The 14,868-nt window shown below is 68.8% G+C and carries 16 protein-coding genes; 9 read left to right on the top strand and 7 right to left on the bottom strand.

Annotation, left to right across the window (positions count from 1 at the left end; genetic code table 11):
* The 4 genes from ACZ6JY_RS32355 to ACZ6JY_RS32340 form a co-directional block, all read right to left on the bottom strand.
* The coding region (locus ACZ6JY_RS32355) for a biotin/lipoyl-containing protein (RefSeq protein ID WP_469201607.1) at positions 1-647 on the bottom strand (647 nt) is incomplete at its 3' end.
* Complete coding sequence (aceE, locus tag ACZ6JY_RS32350) at positions 644-3,325, bottom strand: pyruvate dehydrogenase (acetyl-transferring), homodimeric type (protein WP_469201605.1); 2,682 nt, start codon at positions 3,323-3,325, stop codon at positions 644-646. The genes aceE and ACZ6JY_RS32355, both read right to left, overlap by 4 nt.
* Positions 3,326-3,637: 312 nt before the next feature.
* Complete coding sequence (locus tag ACZ6JY_RS32345) at positions 3,638-4,336, bottom strand: DsbA family oxidoreductase (RefSeq protein ID WP_469201603.1); 699 nt, start codon at positions 4,334-4,336, stop codon at positions 3,638-3,640.
* Positions 4,333-5,004, bottom strand: a complete 672-nt coding sequence (locus tag ACZ6JY_RS32340; protein ID WP_469201601.1) for a GntR family transcriptional regulator — start codon at positions 5,002-5,004, stop codon at positions 4,333-4,335. Before ACZ6JY_RS32340 ends, ACZ6JY_RS32345 begins: the two co-directional genes overlap by 4 nt.
* Positions 5,005-5,295: 291 nt before the next feature.
* Here ACZ6JY_RS32340 and ACZ6JY_RS32335 point away from each other — a divergent pair, with 291 nt between their 5' ends.
* From ACZ6JY_RS32335 to ACZ6JY_RS32315, 5 genes are read left to right on the top strand one after another with little or no spacing between them, the layout of a single operon-like run.
* Entirely contained in the window at positions 5,296-6,450 is a 1,155-nt protein-coding gene (locus tag ACZ6JY_RS32335; protein WP_469201599.1) for a pyridoxal phosphate-dependent aminotransferase, read from the top strand.
* A complete protein-coding gene (locus tag ACZ6JY_RS32330) occupies positions 6,440-6,952 on the top strand; it encodes a DUF6190 family protein (protein WP_469201597.1) in 513 nt (170 codons plus the stop codon). The genes ACZ6JY_RS32335 and ACZ6JY_RS32330 overlap by 11 nt, the downstream gene beginning before the upstream one ends.
* Complete coding sequence (locus ACZ6JY_RS32325) at positions 6,939-7,775, top strand: dihydrodipicolinate synthase family protein (protein WP_469201595.1); 837 nt, start codon at positions 6,939-6,941, stop codon at positions 7,773-7,775. Before ACZ6JY_RS32330 ends, ACZ6JY_RS32325 begins: the two co-directional genes overlap by 14 nt.
* Positions 7,776-7,831: 56 nt before the next feature.
* Positions 7,832-8,671, top strand: coding sequence for an iron-containing redox enzyme family protein (locus tag ACZ6JY_RS32320; RefSeq protein ID WP_469201593.1), 840 nt, complete (start codon positions 7,832-7,834; stop codon positions 8,669-8,671).
* Entirely contained in the window at positions 8,672-8,923 is a 252-nt protein-coding gene (locus ACZ6JY_RS32315) for a Rieske (2Fe-2S) protein (protein WP_469201591.1), read from the top strand.
* A gap of 77 nt (positions 8,924-9,000) precedes the next feature.
* On the opposite strand, the gene ACZ6JY_RS32310 is transcribed toward ACZ6JY_RS32315, so the two are convergent.
* On the bottom strand, positions 9,001-10,137 hold the full coding sequence (locus tag ACZ6JY_RS32310) for a PQQ-dependent sugar dehydrogenase (RefSeq protein ID WP_469201589.1): 1,137 nt from the start codon (positions 10,135-10,137) through the stop codon (positions 9,001-9,003).
* 302 nt (positions 10,138-10,439) lie between these two features.
* Here ACZ6JY_RS32310 and ACZ6JY_RS32305 point away from each other — a divergent pair, with 302 nt between their 5' ends.
* Positions 10,440-11,603 carry a catalase family peroxidase gene (locus ACZ6JY_RS32305; protein WP_469201587.1) on the top strand — a complete coding sequence of 388 codons (1,164 nt, stop codon included), beginning with the start codon at positions 10,440-10,442 and terminating at the stop codon, positions 11,601-11,603.
* A complete protein-coding gene (locus ACZ6JY_RS32300; RefSeq protein ID WP_469201585.1) occupies positions 11,596-12,192 on the top strand; it encodes a cytochrome b in 597 nt (198 codons plus the stop codon). Before ACZ6JY_RS32305 ends, ACZ6JY_RS32300 begins: the two co-directional genes overlap by 8 nt.
* A gap of 117 nt (positions 12,193-12,309) precedes the next feature.
* On the opposite strand, the gene ACZ6JY_RS32295 is transcribed toward ACZ6JY_RS32300, so the two are convergent.
* Positions 12,310-13,416, bottom strand: a complete 1,107-nt coding sequence (locus tag ACZ6JY_RS32295) for a YncE family protein (protein WP_469201583.1) — start codon at positions 13,414-13,416, stop codon at positions 12,310-12,312.
* 236 nt (positions 13,417-13,652) lie between these two features.
* Here ACZ6JY_RS32295 and ACZ6JY_RS32290 point away from each other — a divergent pair, with 236 nt between their 5' ends.
* Positions 13,653-13,835, top strand: a complete 183-nt coding sequence (locus ACZ6JY_RS32290) for a hypothetical protein (RefSeq protein ID WP_469201582.1) — start codon at positions 13,653-13,655, stop codon at positions 13,833-13,835.
* 41 nt (positions 13,836-13,876) lie between these two features.
* Positions 13,877-14,290: a DUF6086 family protein gene (locus ACZ6JY_RS32285; RefSeq protein WP_469201580.1), complete on the top strand. Its 414-nt coding sequence runs from the start codon at positions 13,877-13,879 to the stop codon at positions 14,288-14,290.
* 51 nt (positions 14,291-14,341) lie between these two features.
* Here the strand turns inward: ACZ6JY_RS32285 and ACZ6JY_RS32280 are convergent, their stop codons facing one another.
* Positions 14,342-14,476 carry a hypothetical protein gene (locus tag ACZ6JY_RS32280; RefSeq protein WP_469201578.1) on the bottom strand — a complete coding sequence of 45 codons (135 nt, stop codon included), beginning with the start codon at positions 14,474-14,476 and terminating at the stop codon, positions 14,342-14,344.
* Positions 14,477-14,868: the final 392 nt, after the last annotated feature.

The raw sequence follows: 14,868 nt of genomic DNA, 5'->3' as shown, positions 1-14,868 counted from the left end.
CCGATGACCTTGCGCATGCGGGTCATCTTGACGGTCTGGCCACGCAGCGGGGAGACCTCCAGGGCCGGAGCCTTCGAGGCGGCGGCCGGTGCTGCGGCGGCGGCCGGGGCCGGGGCGGCCTTCTTGGCCTCGGCGGCGGCGATGACGTCCTGCTTGCGGATGCGGCCGCCGACACCGGAACCGGTGACCTCGGAGAGGTTCACGCCGTTCTCGGTGGCGAGCTTGCGCACCAGCGGAGTGACGTAGGCGCCGTCGTCGGCCGGGGCGGACTGCGCCGGAGCCGCGGGGGCGGCCGGGGCGGCGGGCTGGGCCGGAGCTGCGGGCTGCTCGGCGGCCGGAGCCGGGGTCTCGGCCGCGGGGGCGGCCGGGGCCTCCTCCTTGGCCGGGGCCGGAGCGGCACCGGGTGCGCCGATGACGGCGAGCTTGGCGCCGACCTCGGCGGACTCGTCCTCGGCCACAACGATCTCGAGCAGCACGCCCGCGACCGGCGAGGGAATCTCGGTGTCGACCTTGTCCGTCGAGACCTCGAGGAGGGGCTCGTCGGCCGCGACCTCCTCGCCGACCTCCTTCAGCCAGCGGGTGACGGTGCCCTCGGTGACGGACTCACCGAGCGCGGGCAGGATGATGACCTCGTCGGGCATGGTCATGCCTCCACCCCGTAGCGTGCGGCGGCCTGCCGTACCGTCTCCTGCTTGACCTCGCCGCGCCGGGCGAGCGTGGCGAGGACGGCGACCACGAGGGAGGGGCCGTCCACGCCGAAGTGGCGGCGGACGTTCTCCCGGCTGTCGGAGAGCCCGTAGCCGTCGGTGCCGATGGACATCCACTCCTGTTCCACCCAGGGGCTGATCTGATCGGGCACCGCACGCATCCAGTCGCTGACGGCGATCACCGGCCCGGGAGCACCGGCCAGCGCACGCGTGACGTACGGGACCCGCACCTCGTCACCCGCACCCGCGGTGGCCGCACGGAGGTTCGCCGCCTCCGCGTCGAGCGCCTCGCGGCGCAGCTCCGTCCAGGACGGGGCGGACCACACGTCGGCCGCGACACCCCAGTCCTCGCGCAGGAGGCGCTGGGCCTCCAGGACCCAGTGGATGGCGGTACCGGAGGCGAGGAGCTGGAGGCGCGGCGCGTCGGGGGCCGCGCCCGTGGCCTCCTGGTAGCGGTAGAGGCCGCGCAGGATGCCCTCTTCCACGCCTTCGCGGGACGGCATGGGCGGCTGGACCTTCGTCTCGTTGTAGACGGTGAGGTAGTAGAAGACGTCCTCGGCGTCCGGGCCGTACATGCGGCGCAGCCCTTCACGGACGATGACGGCGACTTCGTACGCGAAAGCAGGGTCGTAACTGACCGCGGCCGGGTTGGTCGAGGCGATCAGATGCGAGTGCCCGTCGGCGTGCTGGAGGCCCTCGCCCGTCATGGTGGTGCGCCCCGCCGTCGCCCCGATGACGAAGCCGCGCCCCAACTGGTCGCCCAGCGCCCAGAACTGATCGGCCGTCCGCTGCCAGCCGAACATCGAGTAGAAGATGTAGAAGGGGATCATCGGCTCGGCGTGGGTGGCGTACGAGGTCGCCGCCGCCGTCAGCGAGGCCATCGATCCGGCCTCCGTGATGCCCTCGTTGAGGATCTGCCCGTCCTTGGACTCCTTGTAGTAGAGGAGCTGGTCGCGGTCGACGGGGTCGTAGGTCTGGCCCACCGGCGAGTAGATCCCGGCCGAGGGGAACAGCGACTCCATGCCGAAGGTGCGGGCCTCGTCGGGGACGATCGGCACCCAGCGCCTGCCGGTCTCCTTGTCCCGCATCAGGTCCTTCACCAGCCGGACGAACGCCATCGTCGTGGCGATCTCCTGGCTGCCCGAGCCCTTCTTCAGCGCGTCGAAGGGCTTCGCGGACGGCAGCGGCATCGGCTTGGGGATGATCCTGCGCGCCGGGGCCGGGCCACCGAGCGCGGCGCGGCGCTCCTGGAGGTACCTGACCTCGGGGGAGTCGGCTCCGGGGTGCCAGTAGGGGACCAGGGTGTCGTCCAACGCCTTGTCGGGGATGGGGAGGTCGAGCAGGTCGCGCATGGCGCGGAACTCCTTGCCCGAGAGCTTCTTCATCTGGTGGTTGGCGTTGCGCGACTCGAAGCCGGGGCCGAGGGTCCAGCCCTTGACCGTCTGGACCAGCACGACCGTGGGGGCGCCCTTGTGCTCCAGGGCGGCCCGGTAGGCGGCGTACACCTTGCGCGGCTCGTGGCCGGCCCGCGAGGTGCCGACGATCTCTTCGAGGCGGGCGTCGCTCAGCCGGTCGGCGAGCGGGGCGAGAGCGGGGTCCGTGCCGAGGAACCGCTCGCGGATGTACGCGCCGTCGCGCGCCGCGAAGGTCTGGAACTGGCCGTCGGGGACGCTCCCGAGCCGGCGGACCAGGGCGCCGTCGGTGTCCTCGGCGAGCAGCCCGTCCCAGTCCTGCCCCCACAGGGACTTGACGACGTTCCAGCCGGCCGCGCGGAACTGCCGCTCCAGCTCCTGCACGATCTTGAAGTTGCCGCGTACGGGGCCGTCGAGGCGCTGGAGGTTGCAGTTGATGACGAAGGTGAGGTTGTCCAGGCCCTCCCGCGAGGCCAGCGCGAGGGCCGCCGTCGACTCGGGCTCGTCCATCTCGCCGTCGCCGAGGAACGCCCACACGTGGGAGTCCGAGGTGTCCTTGATGCCGCGGTTGGTGAGGTAGCGGTTGAAGCGCGCCTGGTAGATCGCCGACAGCGGGCCGAGGCCCATGGAGACGGTCGGGAACTCCCACAGCCAGGGCAGCCGGCGGGGGTGCGGGTAGGAGGGCAGGCCGTCGCCTCCCGCCTCCTGGCGGAAGCGGTCCATCTGGCCCTCGCTGAGACGGCCGTCGAGGAACGCGCGGGCGTAGACGCCGGGGGAGGCGTGGCCCTGGACGTAGAGCTGGTCGCCGGAGCCGTCCGCCTGCTTGCCGCGGAAGAAGTGCTGGAAGCCCACCTCGTAGAGCCAGGCCGCCGAGGCGAAGGTGGCCATGTGCCCGCCGAGGCCGCCGCGTTGGTTGCCGCGCGTCACCATCGCGGCCGCGTTCCAGCGGTTCCAGGCGGTGATCTTCCGCTCCATCTCCTCGTCGCCGGGGTAGGCCGGTTCGGCGGCGGTGGGGATGGTGTTGATGTAGGGCGTTTCCAGGAACGGCGGAAGGTCGATTCCGGTGCGCCGCGCGTGTTCGTTGATGCGCTGGAGGAGCTGTACGGCCCGTTGCGGTCCGCCGAAGCCGACGGCCGCGTCGAGGGAGTCGCACCATTCGGCGACCTCGGACGGGTCCTTGTCGGGAAGTTGGTCGAGCTGGGACACGGATGATCCCCTTTCGCGTTCCTGGGTAAGGAGTCGGGGTGCCACGGCTTGCCGTGGCAACCCGGTGAGCGGGGCCGGATGTACGGGTGGTCCGGCCGGTGTACGAGGGCGGCGATGCACGCCCCGCTGACGCCGCTTCCGTATCGCATGCAATATTTCGCCATGCGGAAGCTTGTTTCCGTGATTCAGAACGTAAGAGCCGCTGATAGGTGCAGTCAACACTTACTGGCGGGTAATGAGCGATGATCGATCATTTCTCACGATGCGAGATACCGGAGATTTCTCCGCCGGCCCCGGGGTGTCGCTCGGGCATCACCCTGCGGCCCGGCGGAGCAACTCCTCATAGACCGCGGGCTCGTTCTCCGTCACCACGGGGAACCCGGTCCCGTACTGGCCGTGCCAACGGGCCGTTACGCCGGGGTTGGCGCAGTCGGAGCCGTCGGGCAGATAGAGGTGCGGACTGCACTGGACCTGGTGTTCCCGGGCGCACGCGAAGTCCCGCGTGATCGCCCGGCGCGCCCGCCCGTCGTCCAGGCCATCGGCGATACGGGCCGCGTCGACGCCCGGCGTCTTCTCGGCCACGTCAAGCACCACGGCACGGGCGCCGATGGACCGGCTCTCGGCCCAGAAGGCCTTGCGCAGGGCGAGATCGAGCCGCTCGGAGGCCTCCAGGCTCTCGCCCTTGGCCAGTTGGACGGCTTCCAGCGCCGGCAGCGAGGAGGAGGGGAACTTCCAGTCCGGCGCCCGCCACAGCTGCCAGCCGGCGTCGGGCTCGATGTGCGCCACCCCGCCGACCTCGGAGTCCGTGCCCGGCCGGGGGCTCGGCCCGTTGTTGAACAGCTCCAGCGGGAACGCCCGGTGGTCGAAGCGGACGCGCTCCTGGAGGCCGAGCCTGGCCCGCGTCGTGTGCAGCCGGTACAGCGCCACGTGGGCGAACGAGCACCAGATGTCGGAGAACACGGTGATGGTGCCCGGCGCGACCTGATCGCGCGGGTGCGGGGTGGTGGTCATGGCATTCCTATCGGTTTGTGTGCGTATTCCAGGACGTGCAGTTCGAGCATGCGTCCCACGTAGGGGTCCTGGCGCCGGAAGGCGTCCACGATGGCGATGTGGTCCTCGGCGTTCTCGTGCAGTTCGGTGCGCAGCCACTTCAGGGAGAGGCGGGTCCACAGTTCGATGGCCAGGGACTCCCAGTTGCGCAGCAGCACCTCGTTCCCGGCGGACCGGACGATCTCCCTGTGGAACTCGACGGCGCAGTGGATCTGCAGATCGGAGTCACCGTCCTGCGCCGCCTGGTGCAGCAGGTCCAGATGAGGCTCCAGCTCCGTCACGTCCCCGCCGAGCCGGTGTACGGCCAACTGGCCGGCGAGGCGCTCCAGGGCGGCGCGTACCGGATAGACCGCGGCGAGATAGTCGGGCGTCAACTCCCGCACGCGGGCCCCCTTGTTGGGGATCATGTCCACGAGCTGCATGGCCTGGAGGTCGCGCAGCGCTTCCCGGACGGGGCCGTGGCTGACGTCGAGCTCCTGGGCGATGTGCCGCTCGATGATGCGGTCGCCCGGCCGCCATCGGCCGTTGAGCAGGCCGTCCAGGAGGGTGCGCCGCACCTGTTCGCTCAGGGGGACACGTTTCAACGAGGCGGCGGACGCCGGGAAATCGGTGACTCTCTCACCTGACATGGGAACTCCGGTCGGAACTGGCATGGGGTCGGCAAAGGGTTGAGCGATGATCGATCATCGTCTAACGTACGCCACGGTGGTCACGCCGCACCAGGTTCAAAACCCTTTGAGGGCAAACCCTTTTGCGGCCCAGCCGGGTGCGGGCCCGGCTCCTCCCCGCGGATGACGCGCGTTTCCGAGCAGATCTCGACCACTCTTCCCGACACCGACGCCTTCGAGCGGACCCTGTCGCCGTGCCGTGCGGGCACGCCCCGGGTCCGTCCGCGTCGCCTTCTTCCCTCAAGGAATCCTGTGACCGAGCAGCTTCTCGACCTCACTCAGCACGAGATCCAGGCACTGAAGACCCGGTTCAACCTCGCCGACGCCCACACGCACCAGCAGCAGTCGCCGGGCCAGCGCGACATAGTCCAGGCCCTGCCCGCCCTCTGGTACGAAGCCGAGGAGAGCCGCCAAGTGGACCTGGAGGACCGCTTCAAGGAGGTCTTCTTCCGGCTGCACGGCCAGAACAGCGTGCGTGCGGAAAGCACCATGCTCTCCTACGCGGCCTCCATCTCCACGCTGGTCGCGGGCATGTACCTGCGGCGCAACGACATCAGCGTCAGCCTCGTCGAGCCCTGCTTCGACAACCTGCCCGACGTCCTGCGCAACGTCGGCGTCAACCCGGTGCCGATCCCCGAGGACGCCCTGCACGAAGCCGACCGCATCTACGACCGCCTCGCCGAGACCGTCACCACCGACGCGCTCTTCCTGGTGGACCCCAACAACCCCACCGGATTCTCGCTGCTCAGCCACGGCCGCAAGGGCTTCGAGGAAGTCATCCGCTACTGCGTCGACCACGACAAGCTCTTCGTCGTCGATCTCTGCTTCGCCGCCTTCGCCCTCGCCGACCCGCGCTTCGGCCGGTTCGACCTCTACGAACTCCTCGACACCTCCGGTGTGCGCTACATCGCCCTGGAGGACACGGGCAAGACCTGGCCGCTCCAGGACGCCAAATGCGCCCTGCTCACCTGTAGCCGGGACCTCCACGAGGAGGTCTACAACATCCACACCAGCGTCCTGCTCGACGTCTCGCCGTTCGTCCTCAACTTCCTCGCCCGCTACGTCGAGGACTCCATCGAGGACGGCATGACCTCGGTGCGCGACGTCATCACCCGTAACCGCGAGACCGCGCTGAAGACCTTGGAGGGCAGCCTCCTGGAACATCTGGAACCCACGGTCAACGTCAGCGTCGCGTGGTTCCGGATCACGGACGACGAGATCAAGGCGACCGAACTCCAGGCACACCTGACGCAGTACGAGGTCTACGTACTGCCCGGCACCTACTTCTACTGGAACGAGCCGGAGCGCGGCGAGCGGTACGTCCGCATCGCGCTCGCCCGGGACCCGCAGGAGTTCGCGGCCTCCCTCACCCGCCTGCGCGAGGCGGTGGACAGCTATGCCGCGTGACGTCTACGTGGACGCGTCGCTGTTCATGGGGATGCACAGCGCCGATCCGGTGGTCCGCGCCTCCTGCGCCGCGTTCTTCGCCGAACACCTGCACCGGCCGGTCGTGATGACGTACGAGGAAGTCGGCCGCTGCGACGACCTGGTGTGGAGCTATCCACGCCACGAACAGGACGTCTACTACCCCTTCATGGACGTGCTGCACTCCCTCATGCCGATCCGGCGGCGCGCCTACACCACCGCCGACTGGCAGGCGCTGGCCCAATTACCGGCCCGCGCCGACACCCTGGAGCTCCGCGAGCGGATGCTGCTGGCGTCCGTACTGGCCGCCGAGGGCGAACTGGTCACCGTGAATCCCCGCCTCACCGCCCTCACCGCCGAGGGAGTGCCCGTGCGCACCCCGCGCCGGGCGAGCGGCGCCGTGCGCTTCGACGACGCCGACGACGTACTCGACGCCCTGTACCGCACGTCCCTGACACTGGAGGTCGACCATGCCGCCGTCTGAAGCCCCCACAGATGCTTTCGCCGCCGTGGAGCGCCTGAAGCGGCTGCGCGGCGTCGTGGTGCCGCTGGTCACGCCCGTCGACGAGCAGCGCAAGGTGTGCGGGCGGAGCGTGGCCCGGCTGATGGACGGCCTCCGGGGCAGGGTCACGGGATACATGCCGGCGCTCAGCACCGGCGAGGGCTGGAAGCTCTCCCTCAAGCAGTGGATCGACATCGTGCACCTGACCGTCGAGCACGCCGAAGGCGCCCCGGTGTTCGCCGGGATCGAGGTCGGGCGGCCCGCCGGCATCCTCGCGCGGGCCGCGCTCGCCGAGGCCCTTGGCGCCGACGCGATCGTGGTGCCTCCGCCGTTCCCGGCCGCCGACATACCTTGCCCCACGCTTGTCGAGCACTTCCGCGAGATCCTCGCCAAGAGCCCGCTGCCCGTCTTCGTCTACCACGAGAACGCGGTCTCCAAGATGGACCTCGACGTGACCGCGCTGCGCGAGGTGTGCGCGCTGCCGGGTGTCATCGGCGTCAAGGAGTCCAGCGGCGACGTCCGGTTCACCAAGGAACTGCTGGCCGACGGGGTGCCGGTGCCGGTTTTCCAGGGCTGGGAGCACCAGATCGCCGACGTGCCCGGCGTCCAGGGGTTCGTCGGCCCGCTGGCCAACCTCGAACCCGGCACCTGCGAGGAGGCGGTGACGTCCTTCTCCCGCGTGAGCCAGGAGCGCGTCGACGAGCTGTCCGAGCGGTACGACCTGCTGGCGGACGACTGGTACCTCCACGTCAAGACCGAGCTGGTCCGGCGCGGAGTCATCGGCACCGCGCTGGCCGTCGGCTGAACCGCGGCACCACTCACCGCCCACCCCTCCACATCCCCTTGCGAAGGAGCGCCCCAGTGACAGCGAACCCCACCCTGGAACGCACCGCGGGCAGCCGCCTGTTCGTCCTCAACCGCACCATCCCCAGCCCCGACGAACTACGCGAACTGCACGAACTCGAAGAGCGCCTGATCGCTTCCCGCGTCCGCGAGATCGAGGACGCCGCGCCGGACCTGCCGGACCGCGCGGCGCTCGGCCGGCAGATGAAGGAACTGCTCAAGGCCGAAGAAGCCGACCCGCCGGAGTTCGAGCGCGTCATGGCGGAGGACCTCGACCTGAAGCAGTTCAAGGAGGTCGTCGCGCAGTTCGCGGTGGACGGACTGACCGAGTCCGAGTCCTTCCTGCCGATCGTCTGGCGGCTCCCCAGGAAGGCCAAAATGGCCGTGTTCCGGGTGCTCATCGACGAATTCGGCTGCGGAAACCTCGACCAGGCGCACTTCAACATCTACCGCGACCTGATGACCGAACTGGGCATGTCCCTGGAGGTCGAGGAGTATCTCGACCGCACGAACGAGGAGACGTACGCGTACGTCAACACGTTCTTCTGGGCGGCCGCCCGGGCGCCGCGTCCCGAGTACTTCCTCGGCACGCTCTGCTACCTGGAATCCAGCATCCTCTACGCCTTCAAGTGCTTCGCCACGGCGGCACAGCGGCTCGGCCTCAAGGGCGCTCGCTACTACACGGAGCACCTGCACATCGACCACTTCCACGCCAAGGAACTCCAGGTGGCCATCAGGGAGTTCGACGCCGAGGCCGATCTGCGGCCGGTCAAGGTCTGGGCCGGGTTCAAGATGGCCAGTGAGGTCATCGGCGGCGCCACCGAGGCGGCGGTCGCCTCCGCACTCAGGGCGGCCTGAGTGAGCGACGCCACCATCGAGCAGGTGGGTGAGGACAAGCTCCGCGTACGGGTCAACGGCCGGGAGTTCGAGGTGGACGCGGCCTGCCCGCACCGCAAGGGCTTCCTCGCCCACGGCCATGTCAACGCCGCGCGGCTGCGGATCAGCTGCCCACTGCACCACTCCAGCTTCTCGCTGGAGACGGGCGAGGCGGTCACCGGGCCGACGGAGCGCCGCCTGTGCACGCGGGAGGTCACCCCAACCACCGACTGACAGTCATGGTCACCGCCGGGCGGCGTGCCCCGAACCTTCCGGGCACGCCGCCCGCAGTGACCTTCACCCGGTGGCTGTCACGCCGGGTCGATGCGGAAGACGCTGCCGCCTATGTCGAGGACGTACAGCTCGCCCCTGCCGTCCTGCGCGAACGAGATGACCTCGCCGCCGCTGGCACCCAGGTCGTTCACGCCGGTCACTTCGCCGTCCCGCATCTTCAGGGAGCGCATGGTGCCGTCGCAGTAGTCGCTGAACACGTACTGACCCGCGAGGGCCGGGATGGCCTTGCCCCGGTAGACGAAGCCGCCGGTCACCGAGCATCCGAGGCCGGTGCGGTCGTACTCGTGGATCGGCGGCGTATGGTTCGCGGGCTCCGTGCCGCCCCGGAAGGGGTGGGTGCCCTCCATCTGGGACCAGCCGTAGTTCTCGCCGCCTTCGCTGTTCGCCGGGGCCCGGTCGATCTCCTCCCAGGCGCTCTGGCCGACGTCCCCGATCATCAGGTCTCCCGTACGGGAGTCGAAGGAGAACCGCCACGGGTTGCGCAGCCCGTACGCCCAGATCTCGTCCTTCGCCTTCGGGTCACCCACGAACGGGTTGTCCCGCGGAATCGCGTACGGTTTGCCGCCACTCGGGTCGATCCGCACCATCTTGCCGAGCAGCGTGTCGAGGTTCTGCCCGTTGCCGTGCGGGTCACCGCCGGAGCCGCCGTCGCCGAACGCGATGTAGAGGTAGCCGTCAGGACCGAACTTGATGTCACCGCCGTTGTGGTTCGCGTACGGCTGCGTCTGGGTGAGGACGGTGCGCCGGGTGCTCGGCCGGATCTTGCCGTCCTTCACGGCGAACTCGTCCACCGTGCTGGTGCCCTCGAGGTCGGTGAACGAGATGTAGAGATGAGTGAAGTCCGGGTCGAACGCGATCCCCAGCAGACCGCGCTCACCGTCGGTGGTGGTCTCGCGGGAGATGTCGAGGACGGGGTCGCTGAGCTTCTTGCCCTTCAACACCCGTACGGTGCCCGCGCGTTCGGCTAACCAGACGGTGCGGCCCGGTCCTGCGGTCCCGGCTGTCGGGTTCTTGGCCATGGCTACTTTGGTGAGCGAGACCTTGGCTGCCTGCCGGGGTGTGGCGGGTTCATCGGCGGACGCCGTGGTCAGGGCGAGAGATGCGACGAGACAGAGCGTGCCGATGATCGCCGAGCTTCTGGTGTGAACTCTCACCGTGATCCTCCTGGAGGCGGCGATTGGGGGATTCACCCGGCTGCCGGACAGTGGGATGGGGGTGCTGCCCGTACCAGCACGCAACGTGGGTGGGGGAGGGGTGCCACTGGTTACGCATGAGGGTACTGGGGAGCCCAGCCCTGGTACAGACCATGAACGCGGGTATCTCGGAGGGGATCCCATGTCCGGGAGATCGGCAAGCCCTTCAACATCGCGGCACATGCCCGCGTATCCCTCAACAACGTCATCGTCGTCCGGCGCCACGGTGTGCCGGACGACAGGAAGTCGGAGGGAGAGTTCTCTTGGAGAACGAAGACATACAGCCCGCCGCGACCCCCGCTCGTGCGCTGCGCCGCAGAACCGCGCTGCTCGGGATCGGCGCGGTGGCCGGTGTCGGGGCAGTGGATGTCGGGGCGTTCGCGTACGCGGGCGGTTGGCTGACGCCGGACAGGCTGACGCCGGCCCGGTTGGCGGACGGGTTCGAGACCGTGGCAGGCAAGCATCCGGGGTTCAGACGCAACCACGCCAAAGGGGTCAGCGTCACCGGTTCGTTCGTCGGCAACGGAGCCGGAACCGCGGTGTCGGAGGCCGTGGTGTTCGAGGACGGCAGACGGACCCCGGTGACGGGGAGGTTCTCACTGTCCGGGGGCGTCCCGGACGTCGCCGACGCCACCAAGACCGTACGGGGACTCGCGCTGCGCTTCGAACTCCCCGACGGCGAGCAGTGGCGCACCGCGATGGTCAACCTCCCCGTGTTCCAGGACCGCACCCCGCAGGGCTTCTACGACCGGATGCTCGCGTTCAAGGCGGTGCCTGATACGGGCCAACCCGATCCGCGGAAGAAGGCCGCGTTCCTGGCCGAGCATCCCGAGACGGTGCGCGCGATGGAGCTGGCCAAGAAGCACCCGCCCACCTCGGGCTTCGCGGACAGCACCTTTAATGGCCTCAACGCCTTCCATTTCACCAACGGTTCGGGCGGCAGCGTCCCGGTCCGCTGGTCGATGGTCCCCCTCCAGCCGGTGCGCGCGGCGGTCAAGGGACCCATCGGCAGGAACGAGCTGTTCGAGACGCTGATCAGCGCACTCGGCAACGGACCGCTGCGGTGGCGGCTGGTGCTCACCGTCGGCCGCCCCGATGACCCCGTCGACGACGCCACCATCGCCTGGCCCGACAGCCGCCGCAAACTGGACACGGGGGTTCTGACCCTCACGTCCGCGCACACCGAGGCGCCGGGCAACGCGCGGGACATCAACTTCGATCCCACGGTGCTGCCACGCGGCATCACACCGTCCAGCGATCCGCTGCTGAGCGCCCGTTCGTCCGTGTACGCGCAGTCGTTCGCGCGGCGCACCGGAGAGCCGGATACGACGGGTACGGTGAAGGTGACAGGGAAACGCGATGAGAAGCGCAATGAGAAGCGCGACGAGAAGCGCAATGATGAGCGCGACGAGAAGCGCGATGACTGACGCCGCGACAGGGGCCCGCGAGATTCCCGCCCCGCAGGAGCCGGTCACCGCCGGCGTACCGGAGCGGTTCTCGCTCTTCTCCCGCTGGCTGCACTGGGTGATGGCCGTCCTCGTCGTGGCCATGCTCTTCATCGGCGCGGCGATGGTGGCCTCCCTGGCCGACTACCGCCTTCTGGTGTCGGTGCACAAACCCCTGGGCCTGGCCGTTCTCCTTCTCGCGGTGATCCGCCTGGTGAACAGGTTGACCCATCGTGCGCCCCCGCACCCCCGGTCGATGGGCCAGGGCGAACGCAGGGCAGCCCTGGCGTCCGAGTGCCTGATGTACGGCCTGATGGTGTCCCAGCCGCTGGTCGGCTGGGCCATGGTGTCGGCATCCGACACACCGTTCGTCGTGGCGGGCGTGCACGTGCCCGCCATCGCGCCGGCGGACCCGAGCCTCTACTCCGCCCTGCACGAGACGCACCTGGTGCTCGGCTACGCGCTCTTCATCCTCTTCACCCTGCACATGCTGGCCGTTCTGGTCCACGTGCTGGTGCTGCGGGACGGCCTCCTCGACCGGATGGCCCTGTGGAAGACTTCGCGGAAGTAGCTACGCGGGAAGTAGCTACGTGGACTGCCCTCCTGCCTGGGGGGGGGAGACGCAAGCGGTCCGCCGACGTGGCCGGCGGACCGCGGTGAAGGTGAGAAGGGTCTGGGAGGGGGACGGTCAGTCGCCCAGTATGTCGGTCACCTCAAGGCGGTCCACGTCGACCTCGGCGACGGTCAAGTCGTCGTTGAGCACCCATGCGGTCTTCGAGTCGGCGCTGAAGCTGATCGCCTGCCGGGGCCCCTTCAGGGCGCCCTTCGGACCGCTCTTCACGGTGCCGGTCACGGAGTTGTCCTCCGGATCGATGGCGGTCAGCGTGTTGCCCTTCATGTTGCCGGAGAACAGGACCGATCCGTCGGGGGAGAGCGCGGCACCGTAGGGCTTCTCACCCACGGGTACCCTCGTGATCGTCTCGCCGGACTCGGTGTCGACGACGGAGATCTTGTCGGTCTCGCTGTTGGCCGCGTACAGACGATCGCCGGCACGGTTGACGGACACCGCACGCAGTCCTTGGAACCCGCCGATCTGCTTCGTCGCGTGGTCCTCGCCCTTGAGGTCGACGACCGAAACCTTGCCTTCGCCGTAGTTGGTGACATACAGCTTGTCACCCGCGTACGAGAGCTTGACCCCCTGCCGCGGCTCGGAGAAGCCGGTGAGGACGTCCGTCGGTCTGTTGTGGGCGAGGTCGATCACCGTGACGGTGTTCGCCGCCGCGTTGTTGGCGTACAGCGTCTTGCCGTCCCTGCTCTGCGCGGTGCCGAACACACCGGCCCCGAGCGGCAGACGCTGCTGAACGTGGAAGCCGGACATGGAGATGCGGTCCACGACACCGCGTGCGCTGTCGGACACGGTGAAGCTCTTGCTGTCCGGGGCGAAGAGGATGTTGCGCGGGCTGACGTACCCCTTGATCTCGGCGACCTTGCGACCGCTCGGTACGTGGATCACGACCAGGTGGTCCGAGTAGGAGTTCGTCGCCACGGCGAACCGCTCGTTCGGGCTGACGGCCAGGGTGTTGTTGGTGGCGTTGACGGTGGGGTCGCGGTCCTCCGGCTCCTTGGGGTTCTCAACCCTGGCCTTGCTGGTGTAGGCACCGAAGTCCACCACGGTGGTGGTGAACCCCTTCGACGACTTCGTCGCCGGTGAATCGGCGTTGGCCGTGGTAACCGCCGCGCTGCCGGCCAGGGCGAGTGCGGCGACCGCGGCGAGCGCGGTGGTGCTGACCGTCATCTGACGTGTGGTCCTGAGGCGTTTCACCTGAGCTGTCTCCTTGATCTGCGTACTGAGGCAGCGCACCGGAGCCACCTACGGACGACCGGTTCGCGCGCTCTGTCGGCTCTGTAACTGTTGTCGTGAGGTGATACGCGGCAGCGCTCCGTCGCGTTGAAAGGAAAAGAGGAAAGCCGAAGCGGGTGTGCGGCCTGGCCGCACGAGGTCCGGCTCGCCGAACTCCACGGCTACGAGAAGTGGCGTGGCAACTTGGGGCAGGGCTGTTCGCCGCGCACGAGAGGGACGGCGGCGCGTTCATCGGCTGGTTCATCCTGCGCCCCGAGCCGGAGGGCCCGCTGGACGAGGTCGAACTCGGCTACCGGCTGCGGCAGGAGACTTGGGGCAGCGCGGGTTCTGGTTCACTTTCCGTGGAGGGCTGACTGACCGAATGTTCCCCTATGACCAGCAGTGAGAGGCTGACGTGAGCCAGTACTACGACTTGGGCGACCAAACCCTGTGGAACCCATCCAACGGGGCGTCCAAGCTGTTCATGAGCCAGGTCGCCGTCTATCAAGCCGAAGTGGGTCTGCCATCCGGCATTGGCCCCATGGAAGCTGACGAGTGTCAGATCGACCCCATCGCATTCGCAGCGTTCGTCGATGCTCTTCTCGTCTGGCATAGCAAGACCAGGCATGCCGTCATGGCCGCCCTGTCCGAAGGGTTCGTTGCCACGGTGCTGGCCTTGGCTCAGACAGCGAACTTCGAGGTGAACTGGCAGGCGGCCGAGCACGCCGAGAGCGGCCATTTCAAGACGGCTTCGGCTCCCCATGCAAATGAGTGGACAGCGGCACTGCAGCAGAAGTCACGTGAACTCGCCCGGCACATGGCTACCTGAGGCTCTTCTGCCGACAGCCGCGGCAGCTGCGGCAGGCTCGTAAGCGTTGCCCTACGTGGAGCGGGCCACGCTTGCGGAGGAGATCGAAGCCGACTCGGCCGCGAGGCCGACCGCGGCCGGCGTCGACCACAGCGGCTCGGTCCACCGGCCGTACCGCCGCATCAGCCCGGCCACCAGCCTTCGCACCAATGCAGTTGACCCCGGCAGCAGGCTATCGCCTTGGCTGGGTGGCATGGCTTGCCGCTGCTTCCCTCTGCCCGGCAGCCCTGGAGACCGACGCGACCAACGAGTGCCTGTGGCAACATCCTTGCGCGCTGCGTGTGGCGTGCAGAATCGCCGCGCTCGGGTTCTGGGCCGCCGGTGAGGGGTCCGCGGACGAAGGGCCCGCGGGAGGGACCGTGTGCAGCACGGCCTCACGGTGGGCCACCGGGCTTGGTGAGCAGCCCCTGCTGCTCGTAGTAGCGCAGTTACCGGACACTCACCCCGGCACGTGCCGCGAGTTCCCCGGTCCGCACCGCGTGGTCACCTCCCGCGGTGTTCACCTCACCGCCCCTGTGGTGCACCCCACACGGCTTCGC

This window comes from Streptomyces sp. NPDC046335, assembly GCF_055587985.1.
This window is presented reverse-complemented; position numbering and strand designations above follow the sequence as displayed.

What these genes read in the sequence shown, in the direction of transcription:
- ACZ6JY_RS32345 (WP_469201603.1), bottom strand. Translation starts at nt 4,336, where the DNA reads ATGACCACCACCCCGCACCCGCGCGATCAGGTCGCGCCGGGCACCATC.
- ACZ6JY_RS32340 (WP_469201601.1), bottom strand. Translation starts at nt 5,004, where the DNA reads ATGTCAGGTGAGAGAGTCACCGATTTCCCGGCGTCCGCCGCCTCGTTG.
- ACZ6JY_RS32330 (WP_469201597.1), top strand. Translation starts at nt 6,440, where the DNA reads ATGCCGCGTGACGTCTACGTGGACGCGTCGCTGTTCATGGGGATGCAC.
- ACZ6JY_RS32325 (WP_469201595.1), top strand. Translation starts at nt 6,939, where the DNA reads ATGCCGCCGTCTGAAGCCCCCACAGATGCTTTCGCCGCCGTGGAGCGC.
- ACZ6JY_RS32300 (WP_469201585.1), top strand. Translation starts at nt 11,596, where the DNA reads ATGACTGACGCCGCGACAGGGGCCCGCGAGATTCCCGCCCCGCAGGAG.
- ACZ6JY_RS32295 (WP_469201583.1), bottom strand. Translation starts at nt 13,416, where the DNA reads ATGACGGTCAGCACCACCGCGCTCGCCGCGGTCGCCGCACTCGCCCTG.